At 63.4% G+C, this 23184-nt stretch carries 22 protein-coding genes and 1 other RNA gene; 7 read left to right on the top strand and 16 right to left on the bottom strand.

What is annotated here, in order from left to right; all coding sequences use genetic code 11:
• Window positions 1-6: 6 nt before the first annotated feature.
• From bfr to HGP13_RS00210, 3 genes are all read right to left on the bottom strand, one after another.
• The gene (gene bfr, locus HGP13_RS00200; RefSeq protein WP_172219879.1) at window positions 7-492 is read right to left on the bottom strand and encodes a bacterioferritin; all 486 of its coding nucleotides are present in this window, start codon (window positions 490-492) and stop codon (window positions 7-9) included.
• A complete protein-coding gene (locus tag HGP13_RS00205) occupies window positions 458-769 on the bottom strand; it encodes a (2Fe-2S)-binding protein (RefSeq protein WP_172219882.1) in 312 nt (103 codons plus the stop codon). Before HGP13_RS00205 ends, bfr begins: the two co-directional genes overlap by 35 nt.
• Window positions 770-833: 64 nt before the next feature.
• Complete coding sequence (locus tag HGP13_RS00210; RefSeq protein ID WP_172219885.1) at window positions 834-2123, bottom strand: imelysin family protein; 1290 nt, start codon at window positions 2121-2123, stop codon at window positions 834-836.
• Window positions 2124-2190: 67 nt separating this feature from the next.
• On the opposite strand from HGP13_RS00210, the gene HGP13_RS00215 reads away from it, so the two are divergent.
• From HGP13_RS00215 to HGP13_RS00225, 3 genes are all read left to right on the top strand, one after another.
• Window positions 2191-2382 (top strand): hypothetical protein, encoded by a 192-nt coding sequence (locus HGP13_RS00215; protein WP_172219888.1) that lies wholly within the window; start codon window positions 2191-2193, stop codon window positions 2380-2382.
• Between the two features lie 175 nt (window positions 2383-2557).
• Window positions 2558-3811, top strand: a complete 1254-nt coding sequence (locus HGP13_RS00220) for an FAD-dependent oxidoreductase (protein WP_172219891.1) — start codon at window positions 2558-2560, stop codon at window positions 3809-3811.
• Between the two features lie 37 nt (window positions 3812-3848).
• Window positions 3849-4079, top strand: a complete 231-nt coding sequence (locus tag HGP13_RS00225) for a type II toxin-antitoxin system ParD family antitoxin (protein ID WP_172219894.1) — start codon at window positions 3849-3851, stop codon at window positions 4077-4079.
• Between the two features lie 87 nt (window positions 4080-4166).
• Here HGP13_RS00225 and HGP13_RS00230 read toward each other — a convergent pair whose 3' ends face one another.
• Window positions 4167-5444 carry a 4-aminobutyrate--2-oxoglutarate transaminase gene (locus HGP13_RS00230; protein ID WP_172219897.1) on the bottom strand — a complete coding sequence of 426 codons (1278 nt, stop codon included), beginning with the start codon at window positions 5442-5444 and terminating at the stop codon, window positions 4167-4169.
• Window positions 5445-5676: 232 nt separating this feature from the next.
• On the opposite strand from HGP13_RS00230, the gene HGP13_RS00235 reads away from it, so the two are divergent.
• The 3 genes from HGP13_RS00235 to HGP13_RS00245 are packed head-to-tail and all read left to right on the top strand — an operon-like array spanning window position 5677 to window position 10984.
• Window positions 5677-6810, top strand: coding sequence for an efflux RND transporter periplasmic adaptor subunit (locus tag HGP13_RS00235; RefSeq protein ID WP_172219900.1), 1134 nt, complete (start codon window positions 5677-5679; stop codon window positions 6808-6810).
• Window positions 6807-7886: an efflux RND transporter periplasmic adaptor subunit gene (locus HGP13_RS00240; protein WP_172219904.1), complete on the top strand. Its 1080-nt coding sequence runs from the start codon at window positions 6807-6809 to the stop codon at window positions 7884-7886. Before HGP13_RS00235 ends, HGP13_RS00240 begins: the two co-directional genes overlap by 4 nt.
• Window positions 7883-10984, top strand: a complete 3102-nt coding sequence (locus HGP13_RS00245; protein WP_172219907.1) for an efflux RND transporter permease subunit — start codon at window positions 7883-7885, stop codon at window positions 10982-10984. The genes HGP13_RS00240 and HGP13_RS00245 overlap by 4 nt, the downstream gene beginning before the upstream one ends.
• A 6-nt stretch (window positions 10985-10990) precedes the next feature.
• On the opposite strand, the gene HGP13_RS00250 is transcribed toward HGP13_RS00245, so the two are convergent.
• From HGP13_RS00250 to ffs, 12 genes are all read right to left on the bottom strand, one after another.
• Window positions 10991-11740, bottom strand: a complete 750-nt coding sequence (locus HGP13_RS00250; protein ID WP_172219910.1) for an ABC transporter ATP-binding protein — start codon at window positions 11738-11740, stop codon at window positions 10991-10993.
• Window positions 11737-12582 carry an ABC transporter ATP-binding protein gene (locus HGP13_RS00255; RefSeq protein WP_172219913.1) on the bottom strand — a complete coding sequence of 282 codons (846 nt, stop codon included), beginning with the start codon at window positions 12580-12582 and terminating at the stop codon, window positions 11737-11739. Before HGP13_RS00255 ends, HGP13_RS00250 begins: the two co-directional genes overlap by 4 nt.
• A gap of 10 nt (window positions 12583-12592) precedes the next feature.
• Window positions 12593-13513, bottom strand: a complete 921-nt coding sequence (gene nikC / locus HGP13_RS00260) for a nickel transporter permease (RefSeq protein WP_172219916.1) — start codon at window positions 13511-13513, stop codon at window positions 12593-12595.
• Window positions 13510-14571: an ABC transporter permease gene (locus tag HGP13_RS00265; protein WP_027043565.1), complete on the bottom strand. Its 1062-nt coding sequence runs from the start codon at window positions 14569-14571 to the stop codon at window positions 13510-13512. Before HGP13_RS00265 ends, nikC begins: the two co-directional genes overlap by 4 nt.
• Before the next feature lie 18 nt (window positions 14572-14589).
• Window positions 14590-16233, bottom strand: a complete 1644-nt coding sequence (locus tag HGP13_RS00270; protein ID WP_172219921.1) for an ABC transporter substrate-binding protein — start codon at window positions 16231-16233, stop codon at window positions 14590-14592.
• Between the two features lie 359 nt (window positions 16234-16592).
• Window positions 16593-17837 carry a lytic murein transglycosylase gene (locus tag HGP13_RS00275; protein ID WP_172219924.1) on the bottom strand — a complete coding sequence of 415 codons (1245 nt, stop codon included), beginning with the start codon at window positions 17835-17837 and terminating at the stop codon, window positions 16593-16595.
• A gap of 25 nt (window positions 17838-17862) precedes the next feature.
• Window positions 17863-18468, bottom strand: coding sequence for a recombination mediator RecR (gene recR / locus HGP13_RS00280; protein WP_172219927.1), 606 nt, complete (start codon window positions 18466-18468; stop codon window positions 17863-17865).
• Between the two features lie 89 nt (window positions 18469-18557).
• Window positions 18558-19541, bottom strand: a complete 984-nt coding sequence (locus HGP13_RS00285) for a cell wall hydrolase (protein WP_172219930.1) — start codon at window positions 19539-19541, stop codon at window positions 18558-18560.
• Window positions 19542-19770: 229 nt separating this feature from the next.
• Window positions 19771-20178, bottom strand: a complete 408-nt coding sequence (locus tag HGP13_RS00290; protein ID WP_172219933.1) for a hypothetical protein — start codon at window positions 20176-20178, stop codon at window positions 19771-19773.
• Between the two features lie 20 nt (window positions 20179-20198).
• On the bottom strand, window positions 20199-20522 hold the full coding sequence (locus tag HGP13_RS00295; protein ID WP_172219936.1) for a YbaB/EbfC family nucleoid-associated protein: 324 nt from the start codon (window positions 20520-20522) through the stop codon (window positions 20199-20201).
• Window positions 20523-20564: 42 nt separating this feature from the next.
• Window positions 20565-22388, bottom strand: a complete 1824-nt coding sequence (locus tag HGP13_RS00300; protein ID WP_172219939.1) for a DNA polymerase III subunit gamma/tau — start codon at window positions 22386-22388, stop codon at window positions 20565-20567.
• Window positions 22389-22492: 104 nt separating this feature from the next.
• An RNA gene (ffs, locus tag HGP13_RS00305) (signal recognition particle sRNA small type) lies at window positions 22493-22589 on the bottom strand.
• Window positions 22590-22744: 155 nt separating this feature from the next.
• On the opposite strand from ffs, the gene HGP13_RS00310 reads away from it, so the two are divergent.
• Window positions 22745-23164 carry an HIT family protein gene (locus HGP13_RS00310; RefSeq protein ID WP_027052531.1) on the top strand — a complete coding sequence of 140 codons (420 nt, stop codon included), beginning with the start codon at window positions 22745-22747 and terminating at the stop codon, window positions 23162-23164.
• Window positions 23165-23184 lie beyond the last annotated feature (20 nt).

Genomic DNA, 23184 nt, shown 5'->3' on the forward strand with positions numbered 1-23184 from the left:
ATGCCTTTACTCCGCCTCGTTGGCCGCGTCGGCGTTGAGCTGGCCGTACTTCTCCTCGCCGATCGAGGCGAGCAGGTCGAGCTGCGTCTCAAGGAAGTCGATGTGACCTTCCTCGTCAGCCAGCAGATCCTCGAACAGTTTCATGGTCACGTAGTCGCCCACCTCGTGGCAGATTTCGCGCGAACGCTTGTAGGCCGTACGCGCGTCATACTCGCCGGCAAGGTCGGATTCGAGCACTTCCTTGACGTTCTGACCGATGCGCAGCGGCGCCACGGACTGCAGGTTCGGATGGCCTTCAAGGAAGATGATGCGGGCGATGAGCTTGTCGGCGTGATGCATCTCCTCGATCGATTCGGCCCGCTCCTTCTTGGCCAGCTTCGTGTATCCCCAATCCTCCAGCAGACGGAAATGCAGCCAATATTGATTGACGGCCCCAAGCTCCAAGAAAAGAGCCTCGTTAAGCCGCTCGATGATCTGACTTTCGCCTTTCATGGGCTCTGCTCCCGAATTGGATGCGCAGGCCTCTGACGCGATCCAGATGTGAAACGACATCCACGCCGCTTGCCTCCGAGCGGGCGTGGTAGTTCTCGGTGACCCGAATGATCGTTTCGACCACATTTGGGAAACAGCCGCAACAGCGGCCACGCTTCTGCATGGCGTGATAGACCTTGGCCGGGACGATGAGTTGCCAGGGATCCTGGTCCAGCAGGCCGACAATCGTCTGCTCGATCTCCTTCTCGGTGATGATATTGCAATGGCAGATCAGCATTACGTTGCTCGGATGGCTGACGGCGCCTCCCGCGCCGGTTGGCTGGTATTTACCCTGACGGCGCTTACTTGAACACCTTGTCGGGTGCGTCGAGGCTGTCGGAGCCTTCGAAGGCGATGGCGTTGAGTTTCAGCGAGCCAACGGCGCGTTCGATCGATTTGGTCTGGTCGATCAGCGCGTCGATCGCCGCCTGCACGGTGGCATTACCTGCCGTGTTGCCCTCGGCGATCTGCTGGTCATAGGCCTCGCCGGCCAGTGCCCGCGCCTTGATCGCGTCCATCTTGGCGACGGTGACATCAAGCTTATCGGACAGTTCCTTGTCGATCGCCGGATCGGCCGCCTTGACCATGTCATGCACCGAAGGTCCAGAAACCACGGTGCCGTCGAGCCTGTTATAGCTGGCGAGGTAGGCAGCGCGGATGCCGAGGGCGTCATAGAGATGCGAATTGTAGGTGTTGTCCGAGAAGCAGTCATGCTCCTCTTCCGGATCGTGCAGCAACAGGCCGAGCTTCATGCGCTCGCCGGCCAGTTCGCCGTAGGACAGCGAGCCCATACCGGTGAAGATGACCGAGATCGCCGTGTTCGGCTCGCCATCGACCAGGTTCTTGCGCGCCGCGCCGCCTTCCTTCCAGCTGCCGACCATTTCCTGCAGGTTGGAAACCAGAAGCGTGCTGGCCGACTTCAGATATTCGGCACGGCGATCGCAATTGCCGCCGGTGCAGTTCTTCAGGTCGTAGTCGGTGTAGGGGCGCTCGCCGGCGCCCGGGCCGGTGCCGTGCAGATCCTGGCCCCAGAGCAGGAATTCGATAGCATGATAGCCGGTGGCGACATTGGCCTCGATGCCGCCGGCCTCCTGCAGCGTGCCGGAGAGGAATTCCGGCGAAAGCTTCGAGGCATCGACCTTCTTGCCGTTGATCTCGATTTCCTTGTTGGCGATCACATTGGCCGTATAGAGCGAATTCGCATCCGACTCGGTGCCGTAGCTCTTGGCGACATAGTCGATCAGGCCTTCGTCCAGCGGCCAGGAATTCACCTTGCCTTCCCAGTCGTCGACGATCTTGTTGCCGAAGCGGTAGACCTCGGTCTGCTGGTAGGGCACGCGCGATGCCTTCCAGGCGTCGCGAGCGGCATTGAGCGTTTCCGCCGAAGGGTTGGCCAGCAGCGCATCGACCGCCTTGTCGAGGGCCTGCGCCGTGGTCAGCGAATCCTCGTATTTGGCGAGCCCGATATCGGCATAGGTCTTGATGACCGCCTTCGCATCGGTTTCCGCCTTGGCAGGCAGCACAAACACCGCAGCCGTCAGCAGCGCAGTGGCACCAATCGCCGCAAGCCTGCCGCCGTATCGTGCTGTCATTATCGCTCTCCAGTTTCTCGGGAATTCTATGAATGGCGCGCACGGCAACCGGCGCCAGGGCACATCGATGCCAAATGCGCCAGGACTTGCCGCGCCATCGCGCGGTTCAGGGAAAAAAGACACCAAAATGCCTCCAATCGAACGGGTTCAAGGCCCAGACATCAAAGGGATGCGCCAATGCGCAGGCTTCCATAAAGCTTCGACGCCTGTGGAAGTCAATGAAAATCGACAAGAAAAGCCAATCGAAACAACAGTTTAGAACTATTCTAAACTACCGCACTCAACTTTACACCGTTGCTGCACCGACCTCGCTGCCGAACTGTACGATTGACAGCCGTCATCCCGGGTGCGACCCGCAAACGCTCTCTTGCGGCGGTGCCAGACAATTGCCACCTGGCGAGAGATCCTAGGATCGAATCAGGATTTGGGACGCGATGAAGAACGGCGTGGTCATTGTCGGTGCGGGTCATGCGGGCGTGCAGGCGGCCGCCAGTCTGCGCGAGGACGGCTATGATAGGCCGGTAGTCCTCGTCAGTGACGAGAACGAACTGCCCTACCACAAGCCACCGCTGTCGAAGACTTTCATCAAGGATGCCGAGGCCAAACCGCAACCCTTGCGTGGCGAGGCGTTTTATACCAGCAACGCCATCGACTACCGGCCGGGCATCCGGATTGACCGCATCGATATCGGCGGACGACGCCTCGACATCGCCGGCGGCGGTACGCTTGCCTTCGACCACCTGATCCTGGCGACAGGCTCGCGCCCACGCCTCCTGCCGCTGCCCGGCTCGGACCTATCCGGTGTTTTGTCGCTGCGCTCGTTGGCCGATGCGCGACGGATCCGGGAGCTGAGCGCGCAGAGCGAAGACGTCGTCATCCTCGGCGGCGGCTTCATCGGGCTGGAGATCGCCGCGACGCTGCGCGCGGCCGGCCGCACGGTGACAGTGGTGGAAGCGGTCGACCGGCTGCTCGGCCGCGCCGTGGCGCCGGTGGTGGCGAGCCATGTCCGGCAAAGGCTGGAAGCGACCGGCGTGCGCATCCTGACTGGCACCAGCATCGCGAAACTCGAAGGCGAAAATGGCCATGTCATCGCCACGATCACCTCGACGGGCGAAAGGTTGCCGGCACGCATGGTCATCGTCGGCATCGGCGCCGTGCCCAATGTGGAACTGGCTCAGGACGCCGGCCTCACCATCGCCAACGGCATCCGCGTCGATCACCAGATGCGCAGTTCCGCGCCCGATATCCTCGCCATCGGTGACGCTGCCTCCTACCGGCACTGGTTCACCGGCGGCGATGTGCGGCTGGAATCGGTGCAGAACGCCACCGACCAGGCGCGGCTCGCGGCGCGCACCATCACCGGCCATGCCGACGCCTATTCGGCGGTGCCATGGTTCTGGTCCGACGTTGGCGACATGAAGCTGCAAATGGTCGGGCTGACAGCGGGCGGCAACAGCCATGTCGTGCTGGGCGACCTGCCCGACAACAAGTTCTCAATCTACCACTATGCCGGCGACCGGCTGCTCGGTATCGAGTCGGTCAATCGTCCGGGCGACCACATGCTCGGCCGCAAGATGCTGGGCGCCGGCTTCTCGCCGACGCCGGAAACGGTGGCCATGGGTCCCGAAGGGCTAAAGGCAGCACTTGCCGAGTTTCAGACCATGGAGCCAGCCAAGGCCAGTGCGTAGGCTTGCCAATTTTTGCCATGCGCAGCAAGATGCCTGAATGAGCGTCACAAAGATCTCACTTGCCGATGGCTTGAAGCAGTTTGTCGATCGCCAAGTGATGGATCGCGGCTATGGCACAAGCAGCGAGTATGTGCGTGATTTGATCCGCCACGATCAGGATCGTCAACTTCTGCGCGGTTTGCTCCTCGAAGGTGCATCATCCGCGCCGGGCGCTCCCGTTGACGATGACTTTTTTACCGCGCTGCTAAAACGAGCACAGGGCCAATAGTCAAGCGCTGTCCATACAGGGTCGAACTCCCGACGGCACGTACACCGGCTTCGGCGTCGGCCGTCAGGAGAAATTGGCGCCGCCCTTTCAGGCGGCGCATACTTCGCGGATCGAGCATTCCAGGATGTCGAGCGCTTCGTTCATGATCTCGTCCTGGATGGTGATCGGCGCCAGGAAGCGGATAACGTTGCCGTAAACGCCGCAGGTCAGCAGGATCAGGCCCTTGTCGAGCGCCTTCAGCCGGATGGCGTTGGCGATCTCGGCCGACGGCAGGCCCTTCTTGACGTCGTTGAATTCGACCGCGTTCATGAAGCCGAGACCACGGATGTCGACAATCTCGGGCACGTCGTCACGGATCGACTGCAGGCGCTGCTTCAGCCGTGCACCCAGCGTGTTGGCGCGGTGGCAGAGCTTTTCGTCCTCGATCACGTCGAGTACCGCGTGCGCCGCGGCGACGCCGATCGGGCTGCCGCCATAGGTGCCGCCTAGCCCGCCGGGGCCGGGCGCATCCATGATCTCGGCGCGGCCGGTGACCGCCGCCAGCGGGAAGCCGCCGGCCAGGCTCTTGGCCATGGTGGTGATGTCGGCGGCGACTTCATGGTGGTCCATGGCGAACATCTTGCCGGTGCGGGCAAAGCCGGTCTGCACCTCATCGGCGATGAGCAGCATGCCGTGCTGGTCGCAGAGCTTGCGCAGTGCCGTCAGGAATTCGCGCGGCGCGTCGTAGAAGCCGCCCTCGCCCTGTACCGGCTCAATGATGATGGCGGCGACGCGGGCCGGATCGACATCGGCCTTGAACAGCCGGTCGAGCGCGGCGAGCGAGTCTGCCACCGACACACCGTGCAGCGGCACCGGGAACGGCGCGTGGTAGACGTCGCCCGGCATGGCGCCGAAACCGACCTTGTAGGGCACGACCTTGCCGGTCAGCGCCATGCCCATGAAGGTGCGGCCGTGGAAGCCGCCGGCGAAGGCGATGACGGCCTGGCGGCCAGTGGCGTTGCGGGCGATCTTGATAGCGTTCTCGACCGCCTCGGCGCCGGTGGTGACGAAGATGGTCTTCTTCTCGAACTTGCCGGGCAGCATGGCGTTCAGCCGTTCGGCCAGTCGCACATAGCTCTCATAGGGCACGACCTGGTGGCAGGTGTGGGTGAAGCGATCGAGCTGCGCCTTGACCGCCTCGATTACCCTCGGATGGCGGTGGCCGGTGTTGACGACGGCGATGCCCGATGAGAAGTCGATGTAGCGGCGCCCTTCGACATCCCAGATTTCAGAATTCTCAGCCCGGTCGGCATAAATCTGCGTGGTCATGCCGACGCCGCGCGAGATCGACTGGTTCTTGCGTTCGGAAATGGCTGAATTCTTCATGATATCCCTCATCGGGCCGGCGCCCGTTCTTGTTGATCAGATGTCTTCTGACCTTATTTCACGTTTTCCTCAAGTCGGCACCATCGGCTGGCGATTGGGCCTGATCCCGGTTCCCCCTTAACCAGTCGTCCGATACGCGTACGAGACCGGTTCCCTTTTTCCGGAGATCGATTATCCTCAAGATATCCGCGCGGTATCGCGATCAGCGAGCGACCCGCGGCTGGGGGAGCCCATGAGCAGGAACGCGACATCGTCCGTCTCGCCGCCATCCGTCAAAACCTCCAACCTTTTGTCTTTTCCCTCGGCAGTGTGCGTCTGCACGGCTGTATTGCTGCTGGCCGGCTGCCAAAAGCAGGAGGCGGCGGACAAGAAACTGCCGATCATGGTGCGCACCGAAACGGTGGCGATGGCCGACTATGCGCCGAGAACCTCGCTGACCGGGGTGATCGCGGCACGCACGCTGAACAATCTGTCGTTCCGGGTCGGCGGCCGCGTCGCCGAGCGCCTTGTCGATGTCGGCCAGCATGTCGACCAGGGCACGGTGCTTGCCCGCATCGATCCGCAGGAGCAGCAATCCGATTTGCGGTCGGCACAGGCCGATCTTGACGCGGCACAAGCGCAACTGACCCAGTCCTCCGCCGCCTTCGAGCGGCAGAAAACGCTGCTTGCCCAGGGCTTCACCACCAGGCGCGACTATGACGCCGCCGACCAGGCGCTGAAGGTGGCACAAGGCAGTGTCGACGCCGCGCAGAGCGCATTCGCCAATGCCCAGCAAAACCTGTCCTTCACCGAGCTCAAGGCCGGCGCCCCCGGCGTCATCACTGCCCGCCAGGTCGAAACCGGCCAGGTGGTGCAGGCGGCACAAACCGTCTTCACCGTCGCCGAGGACGGCGACCGCGACGCCGTGTTCAACGTCCAGGAGACGCTGGTCGCCAAGACGCCGCCGTCGCCAGCAGTGACGATCACGCTGTTGTCCGACCCGCAGGTCCGGGCAACAGGCGAGGTGCGCGAAATCTCGCCGGCGGTCGACCAGGCCTCCGGTTCGATCCGGGTCAAGATCGGCATTCCCGATACACCGGCCGGCATGCCGCTGGGGGCGGCCGTCATTGGCTCGGTCAGCGCCAAGCCGGCGAAGGCGATCCTGTTGCCCTGGCAGGCGCTGACGTCCAGTGCCGGCAAACCGGCGGTCTGGGTCGTCGATCCGTCGACCAAGGCAGTGACGGTGACGCCGGTCGAGGTGCTGGCCTTCAATTCGGGCACGGTCGTCATCTCCAGCGGGCTGAACGAAGGCCAGAGCGTCGTGACCGCAGGCGGGCAATTGCTCAGTCCCGGGCAAACGGTCGAGATATCGGGAGCGGGCCAATGAGAAGCCTGCTTTACCTTATGCTTGGCCTGTTCGCGCTTGGCGTGCTCGCCGCCTGCTCGAAGTCCGAGGAAAAGCCACCAGAGATCATCCGGCCCGTACTGTCGGTGGTCATCGAGCCGCGCACCACGCAAACCTATGGCTTTGCCGGCTCGGTCGAGCCGCAGGTCAGCGCCGACCTCGCCTTCCGCCTGCTCGGCCGGGTCGTCTCGCGCGACGTCAAGGTCGGCGACATCATCAGCAAGGGCACGACGATCGCCGCGCTCGACCCGACGGCGCTGGAACTTGCCGTCCAGGCGGCCAGGGCGGAACTCTCCAACGCCGAGGCGCAATTCGCCAATGCCGCCGCCAGCGAGGAGCGGCAGCGCCAGCTGCTGGCCGCCGCCAACACCTCGCAGGCAGTCTTCGATGCCGCCCAGCAAGCCAGGAAGGCGGCCGAAGCCGGGGTCGAAAAGGCCAAGGCCGCACTTGCCAAATCGCAGGAGCAGCTGGGATATGCCAGATTGTTTTCGGATTTTGACGGTGTGGTCACAGCAGTCGGTGCCGAAGTTGGCCAGACGGTTTCACCCGGCCAGACCGTCGTCACCGTGGCCCGCTCGGACCTTCGCGACGCGGTCGTCGACATTCCCGACCAGTTGACCGGCGACCTTGCGGCCGGCACGCCATTCGACATCATCCTGCAATCGCTGCCAACGATCCACACCGAGGCCAAATTGCGCGAGATCGCGCCGCAGGCCGAAGGGTCAACGCGGACCCGCCGCGTCCGGCTAACGTTGACCGAACCGCCGCAGGCGTTTCGGCTGGGTTCGACGGTGACGGCAACTCGCGTGGCCACGGTTGCACCGACCATCGAACTACCGCTGTCGGCACTGCTCGAGAAGAATGGCGGCGACAAGGTCTGGATCGTCGATGAGCAGACGTCGAGCGTCTCGACGCGCGACATCAAGATCGCTTCGAAGGGCGCTGCCAGCTTCACTGTCGCCGAAGGGCTTGAGGCAGGGATGCGCGTCGTTACCGCGGGCGTCCACAGCCTGGTGGAGGGCCAGAAGGTCAATATCCCGCAAGGAGGGGCGATATGAAGGGGTTCAACCTCTCCGACTGGGCGCTCAACCACCGCTCGCTGGTCTGGTACTTCATGCTGGTCTTCGTCGTTGCCGGTGTCTTTGCCTATCTCAATCTCGGCCGCGAGGAAGATCCGAACTTCACCATCAAGACCATGGTTATCCAGGCCAACTGGCCGGGCGCTTCGGTCAACGAGACGGTACGGCAGGTCACCGACCGCATCGAAAAGAAGCTTGAGGAACTCGACAGTCTCGACTTCACCCGCTCGGTCACCACCGCGGGCAAGACCGTCATCTTCGTCAACCTGAAGGACACCACCAAGGCGCGCGATGTCGTGCCGAACTGGACCCAGGTGCGCAACATGGTCAACGACATCCAGGCGCAGTTTCCGCAGGGCGTGCAGGGGCCGTTTTTCAACGACCGCTTCGGCGATGTCTACGGCAATATCTACGCCTTCACCTCGGACGGGCTGACGCCGCGCCAGCTGCGCGACTATGTCGAGGATGTCAGGACCAGGATCCTGGCCGTGCCGAACGCCGGCAAGGTCGATCTCGTCGGCGCCCAGGACGAAGCCATCTATCTCGAATTCTCGACCCGTCAGATCGCAGCCCTTGGCCTTAACCAGCAGGCGATCGTGGCTAGCCTGCAGGCACAGAACGCCATCACGCCGTCGGGTGTCGTCGAATCCGGGCCCGAGCGTGTCAGCGTCCGCGTCGGTGGCCAGTTCACCTCGGAGGAGAGCCTGCGCGGCATCAATCTGCGGGTTAACGATCGCTTCTTCCGGCTGAGCGACGTGGCGACGATCCGGCGCGGCTATGCGGATCCGCCGACGTCGCTGTTCCGCTTCAACGGCCAGGATGCGATCGGGCTCGCCATCGGCATGAAGCCCAACGCCAATCTGCTCGAATTCGGCGCGGCGCTGGAAAAGGAAATGAAAGAGGTGCTGAGCGACCTGCCGATCGGCGTCGGCGTGCATCTGGTCGCCGACCAGCCTGTCATCGTCGAGGAAGCGGTTTCGGGCTTCACCCGGGCGCTGGCCGAGGCGGTCGCCATCGTGCTCGCGGTGTCCTTCATCAGCCTCGGCATGCGCGCCGGCTTCGTCGTGGCGCTGTCGATCCCGCTGGTTCTGGCCATCACCTTCACGGTCATGGCCTATCTCGGCATCTCGCTGCAGCGCATTTCGCTCGGCGCCCTGATCATCGCGCTCGGCCTGCTGGTGGACGACGCGATGATCGCGGTCGAGATGATGGTGGCGCGGCTGGAGGTCGGCGACAATCTGCGCAAGGCGGCGACCTATGTCTACACATCGACCGCCTTCCCGATGCTGACCGGCACGCTGGTGACGGTCGCCGGCTTCATCCCAATCGGCCTCAACAACAGCGCCGCCGGCGAATACACCTTCACGCTGTTCGTCGTCATCGCGGTCTCGCTTCTGGTGTCATGGATCGTGGCGGTGCTGTTTGCGCCGCTGCTCGGCGTCACCATCCTGCCGGCGACGATGAAGCAACAGCATCACGACAAACCCAGCCGCTTCACCAGCCTGTTCCGGCGCGTCCTCCTGGGCTCCGTGCGACATCACTGGCTGACCATCATCGCCACCGTGCTGTTGTTTGCCGGCTCGATAGCCGGCTTCGGCCTCGTCCAGCAGCAGTTCTTTCCGCCTTCCGACCGTCCGGAGCTGATCGTTGACTGGAACCTGCCGCAGAACTCGTCGATCACCGAGACGCGCGACCAGATCGAGCGTTTCGAAGGGCGGGCGCTGGCCGGCAACCCAGACATCGACCATTACTCGTCCTATATTGGCCAGGGCGCGGTTCGCTTCTTGCTCGCCTTCGACGTGCAGCCTGCCAATCCCTATTTCGGCCAGACGGTGATCGTCACCAAGAGCATAGAGGCCCGTAACCGGATCAAGCCGGTGCTGGAGAAATTGTTGCGCGAGGAGTTCGTCGGCACCGACGCCTTCGTCAAGCCGCTCGAACTCGGGCCGCCGGTCGGCCGTCCCGTGCAGTACCGTGTCGGCGGCCCCGACATTCAGACGGTGCGGGAGCTGGCGCAGCAAGTCGCCGGCCTGATCTCGGCCAATCCAAAGCTGGCGGCGCCGACTTTCGACTGGAACGAGCCGCAGCGCGTGCTCAAGGTCGACGTGCTGCAGGACAAGGCGCGGCAACTCGGCATCACCTCCTCCGACATCGCCAGTGCGCTGAACAGCACGGTTGGCGGCGCCACCATCACCCAGGTGCGCGACGCCACCTATCTGATCAACGTCATCGCCCGCTCGCGCGAGGCCGAACGCGGTTCGATCGACACGCTGCAGAACTTGCAGCTGCCGACCAGCACCGGCGAGGCGATCCCGCTCGCGGCGGTCGCCAACTTCCGCTACGACCTCGAACAGCCGACTGTGTGGCGGCGCAACCGCATTCCGACGATCACCGTGCGCGCCGGCCTGGTAGGCGACGTGCTGCCGGCCACGGTCGTCAACGAGTTGAAGCCATCAGTCGACGCCTTCATCGCCAAGCTGCCGCCCGGCTATTCCGTCCAGACTGCCGGCTCGGTCGAGGAAAGCGCCAAAAGCCAGGGACCGATCGCCGCCGTGGTGCCGCTGATGCTGTTCGTCATGGCGACCATCCTGATGATCCAGCTGCAAAGCTTCCAGCGCCTGTTCCTGGTGGTTGCTGTGGCACCGCTCGGACTGATCGGCGTGGTGGCGGCCCTGGTGCCGAGCGGCGCGCCGCTCGGCTTCGTCGCCATCCTCGGCGTGCTGGCGCTGATCGGCATCCTGATCCGCAACTCGGTCATCCTGATCGTGCAGATCGAAGACCTTGTCCGGGAGGGCAAGGACCGATGGGCTGCGGTCATCGAGGCAACCGAACACCGCATGAGGCCGATCGCGCTGACGGCGGCGGCGGCTAGTCTCGCGCTGATCCCAATCGCGCGCGAGGTGTTCTGGGGGCCGATGGCCTATGCCATGATGGGCGGCATCATCGCCGGTACAGCGATCACGCTGCTGTTCCTGCCGGCGCTTTATGTGACGTGGTTCCGGATCAAGGAGCCGAAACCGGTGCAAGATAGCGAAGGCGCACACGGGGAAACGGTGCAGGAAGGTGGGGCAGCCTGAAATCCCTTACCCCGTGCGGACGAACCCCTCGCTGGCCCTGAGCAGATTGCGCGTATAATCCTCGGTCACGCGGTGCGCGACAAGTTGGGCAGCCGTCAGATTCTCCACCGCCTCGCCGCCCTGCATCACCATCAGCCGCTCGCACATATGGGTGACGATGGCGAGGTCGTGGCTGACCATCAGGAAGGTCAGCTTGCGCCGCCGGCGAACCTCTTCGAGCAGGTTGAGCACTTCGGCCTGCACCGAGGCATCGAGCGCCGAGGTCGGCTCGTCGAGCAGCAGGATCGACGGTTCGAGGATCAACGCGCGGGCAATGGCGACCCGCTGGCGCTGGCCGCCCGACAGCTGATGCGAGTAACGGAAGCGGAAACCGTTGCCGAGGCCAACCTCGTCGAGTGCTTGCTGGATGCGCTTTTCACCGTCGGCAAAACCATGGATGGCAAGTGGCTCCTGCAGCAGGCGGTCGACGGTCTGGCGCGGATGCAGTGAGCCATACGGGTCCTGGAAGACCATCTGCACCTCGCGGTAGAAAGCCTTGTCGCGGCGCGCGCCAAGCTTCTTGCCATTGACGGTGATGCTGCCCGAGGCGACCGGCGCAAGGCCGGCGATGGCCCTGAGCAGCGTCGATTTGCCGGACCCGGATTCGCCGACAAGGCCGAAGGATTCGCCTGACCTGACTTCGAGGCTGACGCCTTTCAGCGCAAGAAAGCGGTCGAAGATCACTTCCAGCCCGTTGACGGTGATCGCAGCTGTCATGCCGCCCACTCCGGCTTGCGGTCGAGCACCGGCAGCGGATGGCGTTCGAAGCCGATCCTGGGCATGCAGTTGAGCAGGCCGCGCGTGTAAGGGTGCTGGGCCTGGCGGAGTTCGGAGGCCTTGAGCTGCTCGACCACCTTGCCGGCATACATGACGATGACACGGTCGCAGAAGGACGAGACCAGGCGCAGATCGTGCGAAATGAAGATCAGCCCCATGCCACGATCGCTGACCAATTTATCGAGGATGCCTAGCACATCGAGCTGCACGGTGACGTCGAGCGCCGACGTCGGTTCGTCGGCGATCATCATCTCCGGCCCGGCGATCAGCATCATGGCGATCATGGCGCGCTGGCCCATGCCGCCGGACACTTCGTGCGGGTGCAGGTCGTAGACGCGCTTGGGATCGCGTATCTGCACCGCTTCCAGCATGGCCAGCGCGCGCTCGCGCGCCTCCGCCTTGGAGACTTTCTCATGCGTGCGCAGCGTTTCGACGATCTGGCGGCCGATGCTCATCACCGGGTCGAGCGAATATTTCGGATCCTGCAGGATCATGGCGATGCGGTTGCCCCGCAGCGCACGGCGTTCGCGTGGCGAGATGCCGAGCAGGTCGATGCCGTCGAAGGCCAGTTTGTTGGCCGATATCCTGGCCTGCGGTGGCGTCAGGCCCATGATGGCGCGGCCGGTCTGCGACTTGCCCGAGCCGGACTCGCCAACGATGCCGAGGCGTTCGCGGCCAAGCGAGAAGGAAACTCCGCGCACCGCCTCGATCAGCCCGGTGCGGGTCGGGAAGGTGACGCGCAGATCGTCGACGTCGAGAAGTGTCTTCGTCTCCCTGCTCATTGGTCACCACTCATTGGTCACCACTCCGGGGATCGAGCGCATCGCGCAGGCCGTCGCCAAGCAGGTTGAAGCCGAGGCTGACGATCAGGATGGCGAAGCCCGGCGCGCCGGCCACCCACCACTGGTCGAGCACGAAGCGGCGGCCCGACGCGATCATCGTGCCCCATTCGGGCAGCGGCGGCTGCGCGCCGAGGCCGAGGAAGCCGAGGCCGGCGGCGGTCAGGATGATGCCGGCCATGTCGAGCGTCACCCTGACGATCAGCGAGGAGATGCAGAGCGGCATGATGTGCCGCAGCACGATGCGGAAGGGCGAGGCGCCCATCAATTGCACGGCTTTGATGTAATCGGAATTGCGCACCGTCAGTGTTTCGGCGCGGGCAATTCGCGCATAAGGCGGCCAGGAGGTGATGGCGATGGCGAGCACAGCGTTCTCGATACCCGGACCCAGCGCTGCGACGAATGCCAGTGCCAAAATGAGCTTGGGGAAGGCGAGGAAGATGTCGGTGATGCGCATCAGAATGGCATCGGTCCAGCCACCGGCATAGCCGGCGACGGTGCCGACCACAAGACCGATGGGTGCGGCGATGATGGCGACAAGAATGACCACATAGAGCGTCCAGCGCGAGCCGTAGAGGATGCGCGATAGGATATCGCGGCCGAGGTCGTCGGTGCCGAACCAGTGCTCGGCGCTCGGCGCCAGCAGCCGCGAATTCTTGAGATCGCCGAATGTCGGCGAATAGGGCGCCAGCACGCCGGCAAGGGCGGCGATGACCAGCAGGGCGATGATGATGAGCAGGCCGACAAAAGCCAGCCGGTTGGCGGAAAAACGCCGCCACGCGACATAGGCGCGGCCGAGCCTGGCCTGCATGCGCGAGGCCGGCCGCTCGCTGAGCAGCCAGTCGCGACGGCTCTGGATCGCCTCGGCGCTCATGCGGATTTCGTCCTTGGATCGAGCACGCGGTAAAGCAGGTCGGACAGGAGATTGATGCCGATGAACACCGAGCCGATGACGATGGTGCCGCCGAGCACGGCGTTCATGTCGGCGTTCTGCAGCGAGTTGGTGATGTAGAGGCCGATGCCCGGCCAGGAGAAGACGGTCTCGGTCAGCACCGAGCCTTCGAGCAGACCGGCATAGGACAGCGCGATCACCGTGACCATCGGCACCGCGGCGTTGCGCAGCGCGTGGCCCCAGATGATGCGGGTTTCAGACAGGCCCTTGGCACGCGCCGCGACGATGTATTCCTGCGTCAGTTCGTTGAGCATGAACGAGCGCGTCATGCGGCTGATATAGGCGAGCGAGAAATAGCCGAGCAGCGAGGCCGGCAGGATGATGTGCCGGAAGGCGTCGTAAAAGACATCCCACTGCCCCTGCATCGCCGAATCGAGAAGGTAGAAGCCGGTAATCGGCGTGAAGGTGTATTCGTAGACGACGTCGAGCCGTGCCGGGAAAGCCACCCATTGCAGCTTGGCATAGAATAGTACCAAGCCCAGGAGGCCGAGCCAGAAGATGGGCACGGAATAGCCGATCAGGCCGATGACACGCACGACCTGATCGATGAGGCTGCCGCGCTTGACCGCGGCGAGCACGCCGAGCGGTACGCCAAACAGCGCGCCGATCAGTGTCCCCAGCGTCGCCAGTTCCGTCGTTGCCGGAAGCGCGCGGCGGATATCGCTCATGACCGGATTGGTGGTCAGCACCGAGGTGCCGAAATCGCCGCTCAGGGCATTTTTTACGTAGATGTAGAACTGCTCGATCAGCGGCAGGTCGAGGCCCATCTCGCGGCGCGTGCGCTCGACGACATTGAGAGGCGCGCGATCACCGAGCACCGCCAGCACCGGATCGATCGGGATGACCCGGCCAATGAAGAAGGTGACCGCGAGCAGACCAAGATAGGTCGTGACCGCGATGACCAGGAAGCGGCCGATCGCCGATGCAAGGGCGACGGCGCGGGCGCTACCGCGCCCGCTCTCGTTTTCAACCGCGCTCATGCGGCGCGTCCGTAGGCGTTATTCCTTCGAGACCGGCCCGACGAAGTTGCTGTCGAAGCTCGGGCCGAGCGCAAAGCCCTTGAGGTTCTTGCGCAGGCCAGCCACTTCCAGCTGCTGGTGAATGATGACGAAGGGGCTGGTGTCGAGGATCTTCTTCTGCAGATCCTTGTACATGTCGGCACGTTTGCCAGAATCCTTCTCCAGCAGGGCCGCTTCCGTTTCCTTGGTCAGGTCCGGAATATCCCACGAGTTGCGCCAGGCGAGCGTGTGCGACTTGCCGGCATCCGAATTGTCCGGGTTCGAAGCGAAGGTCTGGGCGTTGGAGTTCGGATCGAAATAATCCTGGCCCCAATTGCCGATGTAGATGTCGTGGTTGCGGGCGCGGTATTTGGTCAGCGTCTGCTTGCCGTCGCCGGGGATGATCTCCAGCTTGATGCCGGCCTGACCCAATGTCTGCTGGATCGATTCAGCCATGCCGGTGGTCGGCTGGCCGGTGCGTACATCCATGGTGACGCTGAAGCCGTCCGGCAGGCCGGCCTTGGCCAGCAATTCCTTGGCCTTGGCGACATCCAGCTTGAACGGATTGTCGTCCACGGCGCCGAGGTCGCCCTTGGGCAGGAAGGACTGATGGATCTCGCCAATGCCCTTGAGGATGGTCGTGCTCAGCGCGTCGTAGTCGACCAGATATTTGAAGGCCTGGCGCACCTCGGGTTTGGCCAGATTCGGATTCTTCTGGTTGAGGCTGATGTAGTAGACCGTGCCCTTCGGCGCGCTGGTGGTGGTAAGATCCGCCTTCTTGGCAATGGCGTCGAGATCGTTCGGCTCGAGGTTGCGGGCAACGTCGATGTCGCCGGCTTCGAGCGCCAGGCGCTGGGCCGAGCTTTCCTTCATATTGCGATAGATGACGCGCGCGAGTTTGGCCTTCTCGCCGTAATAATTGTCGTTGCGCTCCATGACCACGGCTTCGTTGGCGCGCCATTCACGCAGCTTGTAGGCGCCGGAACCGGCATAGCCGGTCTTCAGCCAGGCATTGCCAAAATCATTGTCCCATTTGTAGTCGGCGCTCGGCGTCACCGCGGCGACATGTTCCTTGACTAGCTTGGCGTCAACCACCGAGGCGACCGTTGCCGAGAGGCAGTTCAGCACGAAGCTCGGCGCATAGGCTTTGTCGACGGTGAACTGGAAGGTGGCGTCGTCGACGGCCTTGGCCTTTTCGGTGACGTTGTCGCCGCTGATGCCGAACTGATCGATGATGAAGGCCGGGCTCTTGTCCAGCTTGACGGCGCGCTCGAACGAATAGGCGACATCAGCCGCGGTGATCGGGTTGCCCGAGGCGAATTTGAGGCCCGGCTTGAGCTTGAATGTATAGGTCAGGCCGTCGTCAGAAACGGTCCAGCTCGCGGCGAGATCCGGCTTGACCTTGGAGGTGTCGCTGAGGTCGAGGCGGACAAGCAGATCATAGGTGTTGCCGGTGACTTCGGCGGTCGACAGCTCGAACGCCTCGCCCGGATCCATTGAGATGATGTCGTCGATCGCGAAGCCTTCGACCAGCGTGTCGGCGGGCGTGACCGCACCGGCCGGCGCTCCGGCCAGAAGCAGCGCGGACATGGCGGCACCCGCAAGCAGGATGCGGGAGCGTAGAGCAAACTTTTCCATCATCATGGTGATTGTTCCCTGTTTTGTTGTTTGTTGACCTGAGTTCCCAGCTCAGGGTTGCGGAATTCTTTTCGGGCCTGAAGACGGCCCTCCGTCCTCTTACCGTCGTGGTTTTTGTCCAGTTGGTCAACACCATATTCGGGGGCCTCGTGGCGGGCAACGAGCATTTATGCGACGGCTCATTGGGCCAGAAAGACGGGCGGCGTGTCGACGCATAGGCCAGCCAATCGGGGCTGCCTATCGAGAAAAATCTGCTAGAGGCTCACCGTTTCGCGGAAACGGCGAACCTCTCTATCTCTTTGTTTTGACGCAATTCCTGACGGAAAACCGTTCACACTTTTCCTGGAATTGCTTTGATTTCGGCGCTATTTCAGTGCTGCGACCAGGCCGGCGTCGGGAAAACAGGTCGCGGCCTGGCCGTTCTTGGCCTGCCATTTGCCGATCGAGCGGCGGGTCTTGAAGCCGGGCAGGCCGTCGGCGCTGCCGACATCATAGCCCTTGGCTTCAAGCGCCCGTTGCAGGGCGGCAATGTCGGAACGGTGGAGATCGCCGACCGGGCCCCAGCTGCCGGAAAAATTCTGATCGCCATGCGCAATGCGGTCGGCGCCATGGCCGATGAACAGCGCGTAGAGGTCGCTGGTGTTGTATTCCTTCAGCACGTAGAAATTGGGCGTGGCGATGAAAGCCGGACCACTGCGGCCGGCAGGCATGAGCAGGAAGCCCTCCGCCTTCAGCTCACTCGCCGGAAATGCTTTTCCGCCGACGCGCTTGATACCCATGTCAGCCCACTCAGATATCTTCTTGCCTTGATCGGGGCCTTCCAGCGAGCATGAGACGCTGTCGGGCACGGTCACCTCGAACCCCCAGCCGCGGCCCCTCACCCAGCCATAGTGGACGAGATAATTGGCGATCGAGGCGAGCACGTCAGGCGTCGAGTTCCAGATGTCGACGCGACCGTCGCCGTCGAAATCCACTGCGTGCTTGAGGAACGAGGTCGGCATGAATTGCGGCTGGCCGAGCGCACCGGCCCAGGACGATTTCATCGCGCCGACCGGCGCCAGTCCGCGTTGGACGATTTCCAGCGCGGCAAGCAGCTCAGTACGGAAGAAATCCTTCTTGGTCGACATGAACGCCTTTGTGCCGAGAACCTCGAAGGCATCGTAGGGCATCTTCGCCGCGCCGAAGCCGGTCTCGCGGCCCCAGATCGCCAGAACGATCTCGCCGGGCACGCCATAGCGTTTTTCGATCGCTGCCAGCGTCTTTGCGTTGGTGGTTTCGCGCACGCGCCCGCCTGATGTCACCGCACGAACCGTCTTCTCGGCGAAATAGGCGCCGGGCGAGCCGAACTCGGCCTGATGCTGCTTCTGCGGCGTCTTCGGTTTTTCGCCGGGCATGACAAGGTCGGGGAGCTTCAGGTTGGGCTTGATGCCGTTGAAGGCGGCATCGAAAGTCTGTTTGGAGATCCCATTCGCCTTGGCTTGCGGCCAGAGGTCGTTCTGCAGCCAGGCGCGGAACTGGTCGTCGATCTTGGCAGCGGAGGCGGAGCCCGCGAAGACGGTGAGAAGCGTCGCGACAAAGGCAAAGGTGATCGTGCGAAGGAATGCAGTCATTTCAGCAAACATCCCGCCAATTGCGTCAAAACGCCGTCCGCGAGCGCAGCGCCGCAGCGAGCGTGCCCTCGTCGAGATAGTCGAGCTCACCGCCGACCGGCACGCCGTGCGCCAGCCTTGTCACCTTGATGTCGAAGCCGGACAGCTGGTCGGTGAGGTAATGCGCGGTGGTCTGGCCTTCGACCGTGGCGTTGACGGCGATGATGATCTCCTTGACCTCGCCGCCGGCGACGCGGTCGATCAGCGAGCGGATGTTGAGCTGGTCGGGGCCGATGCCGTCGAGCGGCGACAAAGTGCCGCCGAGCACATGGTAGCGCACGTTCATCGCCGCCGCCCGCTCCAGCGCCCAGAGATCGGCGACGTCCTCGACGACGATAAGGGTGGCAGCGTCGCGGCGCGGGTCGGTGCAGATCATGCAGGGGTCGGATGTATCGACATTGCCGCAGGTCGTGCAGATGCGCACCTTGTCGGCGGCCTCGCCCATGGCGGCGGCGAGCGGCGACAGGAGTTGCTCCTTCTTCTTGATCAGGTGCAGGGCGGCGCGCCTGGCCGAACGGGGCCCGAGCCCCGGCACTTTGGCCAGCAGCTGGATCAGGCGTTCGATCTCGGGACCGGCGATTCGCTTGGACATCGCTCTGATCTAGGATTTTTCAGAGCGCTTTGGAACAGTTGCCATCCAGCACGATCCACCATGCTGCCATAGCGGATCATGGGAACGGATCAGTTGGCTTCGAGCGGCCGCCCCTGGCTGACGATCATCGCGCCAATGGCGTCGGTGTTCTCAGGCGTCGACTGGAAGCCCATCGATGCCTCTTGCGGCTCGCCCTGAACCGAACTGATGATGCGGGTGTTCACTGTGCCGCCAAAGCGGGCGGCATCCGGTTCTTCCATCGGCTCCTGCATGGCGACCATCGTCTGCTTCACGGTCACGCGCGCCGACTTTGCCGTGGGCGCCGCGGCCGCGGACACATAGGTCTGCTGGGCGGGAGCGATCTTCGTCTTGGGCTGACGGGCCGGTTCCACAGAGGCGGTCATAAAGACCTGTTGTGCCGGAGCGGCGCGGGAGGTTTTGGCCGGACGCACCGGCTCCGCCGAGGCAACCATGGTCACCGACGCGGCCGGCTTGACCATTTCGGGCGCCGCCGAGGCAACCATTGGCTCGTCGGGCAGCGGCTGCCAGTTGCGGCCGCGCTTCTCGTAGAAGGCATTGCCGCCGGCGACCATGGTGTAGTGCATGTTCTTGTACGGGAAATGCAGGCCAGCGGTGTGGAAATACATGGTGTTCTTCAGCTTGGCCTTGCGCTCGCCCTTGAGCACGGCGTCGGCCGCTTCCTCGACATCGGGCATTGCGCGCGAATTCATCGGCCTGGTCATGACGCCCGGCGCGAACTGCCCGGGTTCACCCACCACGTCACAGATGGTGCTGCCGTGGTTGCCGGAGCGCAAGCGGTTCATCACCACCGTGCCGACGGCGATCATGCCATCGCGGCTCGAGCGGTTGGATTCGAAGAACATCGCCCTTTCCAGGCACTCCCTGTCCTTTGGCGTGTGGCTGAAGGGCCGGCTCAGGAAACTCGGCGTGATGGCATCGGTCAGGCTTGCAACGGACATGCCATGCGAAGTGGTCTGGCTGCAGGCGGCCAGAAACAGGGGAGACGTGATGACGCCGAGCAACAGCGGCGCCTTCCATCGCGTAACTATCAACAGGTTACCCTCTCACTTCGATGCCCGCCCCCAGGCTGCGGCAAGAATGAGACACTTTCAGGCAAAATGATGGCCAAAACGTTATTAACCATGCGCTGTTGCCTAAAAGGCACAATTTCGAAGCTTTCCAGATAGATCGAGCCGTCATTTCACAAAGGCAATGACCGTTCTCTCTTGGTTTCGCCGCAATTGCGGCTGGCAAAACCGCGTCCCGTTTTGCAGGCAATCGCTACCGCCCGGCCGCAATCGCGGCCGGCTGACCAGGCTCAAACTCCTCGACCTTCTCCGAAAAGAGGCCGCGCCTGAGGAACAAAGCCCGCGCGTCCCTGGCAGCCGGCGCGATCTTTCCCGGCCAGTCGCTGTCAATGAACTCGGCCTTGGTGAAATCGGGATTTGCTTCGGAGGCCGCCTCGAGGAATTCGGCGATTTCCAGCACGACCGCGCGCTCCTCCTTCGAAAGCGCCGACGTGCCGGCCTCAATCGACGGGCGGTGCACGAAATCCTCGAACAGGTAGAAATAGCCCTTGATGCCGACAATATCGACGCCGGCATCGCTATCGGCGAGGATTTCCAAAATCTCGTAGATCCGGTTGCGGATACGCTGCTCGATCAGTCTTTCCGACGGCTCTTCGGTCATGGGCGCATCGCCGCTGAAGGTTAGAAGGGCAGTTTCATTCCCGGCGGGATGGGCAGGCCTGATGTCAGTGCCTTGGTCTTTTCCTGCATGATCTGCTCGACCTTGGCCTTGGCGTCATTGTGGGCGGCGAGAATCAGATCCTCGAGGATCTCGACATCGTCCTCCTTGAACAAAGACGGGTCGATCTTCAGGGACTTCATCTCGAATTTTCCAGTCAGCGTCACATTGACCAGACCGCCGCCGGCCTGGCCGGACGCTTCCAACGTGGCGATCTCGTCCTGCATGGCCTGGAACTTGGCCTGCATTTCCTTCGCCTTGCCCATCAGGCCGAGAAGATCTTTCATGGTCCGATCCTTGGTTCTTGGTTTGTCAGGGTTCTTGGTTTGTTAGGTCTCGTCGTCATCCGCCGGCGGCTCGACCGGCACTTCTGCCTCGGCCGTGTCCGCCTCCGGCGCGTCGGGGATGCGCACGTCGATGATCTTGGCCCCGGGAAAGCGCGCCAGGATGGCGGCAACCGTCGGATCGCTCTTGGCATCGAGGAAGGCGTTTTCGCGCTTGGTCGATTCCATTTCGGCCAGCGTCTGGCCGCCCTCTTCTTTCGACAGCGACACCAGCCAGTTGCGGCCGGTCCAGGCGCGCAGTTTCGTCGTCAGATCGTTGAGCAGCAGCTTCGGCGCATCGTCGGTCAGGCTGACATCGATGCGGCCGGGCTCGAAGCGTACGGGACGGATGCAGCGCTTGACCAGCACCTTGAAGGCGATGTCGCGGTGCGCGTCGGCAAGCGCAACGATATCGGCCAGCGACCTGACCGGCACCTGCTGCGGCTCGGACACCGGCGCGGGCGGCGCGACGAAGGCGACCGGCGCCGGCGTGGCCTCGACCAGCCGCATGGTCTGCGCGCCGCCGGACCCGGATGGCATACGCGTCTGCGCCACCGCGCTGGCCCCACCGCCATTGCCGTTGCCGGAACCCGCAGGCGCGCCATTCGGGCGCGATGCGCCATTTTGTGCCGGTCCGGTGCCCTCAAGCGACCGCAACGCTTCATCCAGCGTCGGCAGGTCGGCGGCATGCGCCAGCCGGATCAGCACCATTTCGGCGGCACTGACGGGCCGGTTGGAGGACTGCACTTCAGGGATGCCTTTGAGCAGCATCTGCCAGGTCCGCGACAGCACCCTGACCGACAGCGCCCTGGCGAAATCGGCGCCGCGCTCGCGCTCGTCCTGCGACAGCGAAGCGTCGTCCATGGCGGTCGGCACGAAACGCAGCCGGGTGACGAGATGGTTGAACTCGGCAAGATCGGTGAGTACGGCGGCCGGATCGGCGCCGGTGTCGTATTGCGTGCGGAATTCGGCGAGCGCTGCCGCCACATCGCCCTTCATCACATGTTCGAACAGATCGACGATGCGGGCACGGTCGGCCAGGCCCAGCATGGCCCTAACCGCCTCGGCGCTGACGGAGCCGGCGCCGTGCGCGATCGCCTGGTCGAGGATGGAGAGCGAATCGCGAGCGGAGCCTTCCGCCGCGCGCGCAATCATCGCCAGCGCGTCGTCGTCGACCGAAATGCCCTCCTTGCCGGCGATCGAGGAGAGATGCGCGACCAGCGCGCCGGCATCGATGCGTCTGAGGTCAAAACGCTGGCAGCGCGACAGGACGGTGATCGGAACCTTGCGGATTTCAGTGGTGGCGAAGATGAATTTGACGTGCGGAGGTGGTTCCTCCAGCGTTTTCAGCAGGCCGTTGAAGGCCTGTGTCGACAGCATGTGCACTTCGTCGATGATGTAGACCTTGTAGCGGGCCGAGACCGGCGCGTAGCGCACGCGCTCGATGATGTCCCTGATGTCGTCGATGCCGGTGTGCGAGGCGGCGTCCATCTCGATAACGTCGACATGGCGGCCTTCCATGATCGCCTGGCAATGCTCGCCGAGCACGGCGAGGTCGACCGAAGGCTGGTCCACGGTTGGTGTCTTGTAGTTCAACGCCCGCGCCAGGATGCGCGCCGTGGTGGTCTTGCCGACACCGCGCACGCCGGTCAGCATCCAGGCTTGGGCAATGCGGCCGGTGGCAAAGGCATTGGTGAGGGTGCGCACCATCGGCTCCTGGCCGACGAGCTCGGAAAAATTCGACGGGCGGTATTTGCGCGCCAGCACGCGATAGGCGGCAGCCTTTCCATTCTCCAGGCTTTTCGGCCCCGAATTTCCGGCTTCGCTCATTCGCCCGTTAAGCTCCAAAAGGCCGCGCCCAAAGGCGCCGATTCCTGCGCATAGTCTCGCCCGCGCTGCAATGCGTCGTCAATGTCGCGAGGAGGGCCGATGAGGTGGGAGGCTGGAACAATGACCCGTTCCGGGCTCGTTAGGGCTGCTTCCTTCCGGACCTGACCCGGTTGGCGAGTGGATCGTCCACCACCAACCTCCCGCTATCCATATCGGCAATTGCGCGACGAAATGCAAGTGCGCAGGCAATTTGCTGCACCAAACCGTGAGTGGAACAATGATTCGCTTGCAGCCCCCGTGCCAGCGCTCTAGCGTTCATGAGTTTGAGGAAACCAAGAAAAGCAAGGGAAACGCCGATGCTGCCGGGCCTGAAGGCCGGATTCACGCTGGATGCCCGGCTGGAGGCGGACAGCGAGCAGCTGATGTGGCTTGGGCTGTGCGAATTGCGGGTGATGAACGATCGTCGCTGGCCATGGCTGCTTTTGGTGCCGCAGCGGCCGGGCGCGGAAGAAATCCACGACATGACGCCGCTCGACCAGGCGATGCTGACCTTCGAGACCAATATGGTGGCGCAGGCGCTGAAGAAAGTCAGCGGCTGCACCAAGATCAACACCGGCGCGCTCGGCAACATCGTGCGCCAATTGCATATCCATATCATCGCCCGGTCCGAAGGCGATCCCGGCTGGCCCGGCCCGGTGTGGGGACACGGCCTGCGCGAACCCTATCAGCGTTCCGACCTGCGCCGGTTTGCCGAAACGATAAGGGCAGCGCTATAAGCCTTCGCCGGTATCCATCC

The organism is Mesorhizobium sp. NZP2077 (assembly GCF_013170805.1).
Lineage (GTDB): Bacteria > Pseudomonadota > Alphaproteobacteria > Rhizobiales > Rhizobiaceae > Mesorhizobium.

Bases quoted from the DNA above. Each gene is read 5' to 3' on its own strand.
- bfr (WP_172219879.1), bottom strand. From the start codon at position 492: ATGAAAGGCGAAAGTCAGATCATCGAGCGGCTTAACGAGGCTCTTTTC.
- HGP13_RS00205 (WP_172219882.1), bottom strand. From the start codon at position 769: ATGCTGATCTGCCATTGCAATATCATCACCGAGAAGGAGATCGAGCAG.
- HGP13_RS00210 (WP_172219885.1), bottom strand. From the start codon at position 2,123: ATGACAGCACGATACGGCGGCAGGCTTGCGGCGATTGGTGCCACTGCG.
- HGP13_RS00215 (WP_172219888.1), top strand. From the start codon at position 2,191: ATGCCAAATGCGCCAGGACTTGCCGCGCCATCGCGCGGTTCAGGGAAA.
- HGP13_RS00220 (WP_172219891.1), top strand. From the start codon at position 2,558: ATGAAGAACGGCGTGGTCATTGTCGGTGCGGGTCATGCGGGCGTGCAG.
- HGP13_RS00225 (WP_172219894.1), top strand. From the start codon at position 3,849: ATGAGCGTCACAAAGATCTCACTTGCCGATGGCTTGAAGCAGTTTGTC.
- HGP13_RS00230 (WP_172219897.1), bottom strand. From the start codon at position 5,444: ATGAAGAATTCAGCCATTTCCGAACGCAAGAACCAGTCGATCTCGCGC.
- HGP13_RS00235 (WP_172219900.1), top strand. From the start codon at position 5,677: ATGAGCAGGAACGCGACATCGTCCGTCTCGCCGCCATCCGTCAAAACC.
- HGP13_RS00240 (WP_172219904.1), top strand. From the start codon at position 6,807: ATGAGAAGCCTGCTTTACCTTATGCTTGGCCTGTTCGCGCTTGGCGTG.
- HGP13_RS00245 (WP_172219907.1), top strand. From the start codon at position 7,883: ATGAAGGGGTTCAACCTCTCCGACTGGGCGCTCAACCACCGCTCGCTG.
- HGP13_RS00250 (WP_172219910.1), bottom strand. From the start codon at position 11,740: ATGACAGCTGCGATCACCGTCAACGGGCTGGAAGTGATCTTCGACCGC.
- HGP13_RS00255 (WP_172219913.1), bottom strand. From the start codon at position 12,582: ATGAGCAGGGAGACGAAGACACTTCTCGACGTCGACGATCTGCGCGTC.
- nikC (WP_172219916.1), bottom strand. From the start codon at position 13,513: ATGAGCGCCGAGGCGATCCAGAGCCGTCGCGACTGGCTGCTCAGCGAG.
- HGP13_RS00265 (WP_027043565.1), bottom strand. From the start codon at position 14,571: ATGAGCGCGGTTGAAAACGAGAGCGGGCGCGGTAGCGCCCGCGCCGTC.
- HGP13_RS00270 (WP_172219921.1), bottom strand. From the start codon at position 16,233: ATGATGATGGAAAAGTTTGCTCTACGCTCCCGCATCCTGCTTGCGGGT.
- HGP13_RS00275 (WP_172219924.1), bottom strand. From the start codon at position 17,837: ATGACTGCATTCCTTCGCACGATCACCTTTGCCTTTGTCGCGACGCTT.
- recR (WP_172219927.1), bottom strand. From the start codon at position 18,468: ATGTCCAAGCGAATCGCCGGTCCCGAGATCGAACGCCTGATCCAGCTG.
- HGP13_RS00290 (WP_172219933.1), bottom strand. From the start codon at position 20,178: ATGACCGAAGAGCCGTCGGAAAGACTGATCGAGCAGCGTATCCGCAAC.
- HGP13_RS00295 (WP_172219936.1), bottom strand. From the start codon at position 20,522: ATGAAAGATCTTCTCGGCCTGATGGGCAAGGCGAAGGAAATGCAGGCC.
- HGP13_RS00300 (WP_172219939.1), bottom strand. From the start codon at position 22,388: ATGAGCGAAGCCGGAAATTCGGGGCCGAAAAGCCTGGAGAATGGAAAG.
- HGP13_RS00310 (WP_027052531.1), top strand. From the start codon at position 22,745: ATGCTGCCGGGCCTGAAGGCCGGATTCACGCTGGATGCCCGGCTGGAG.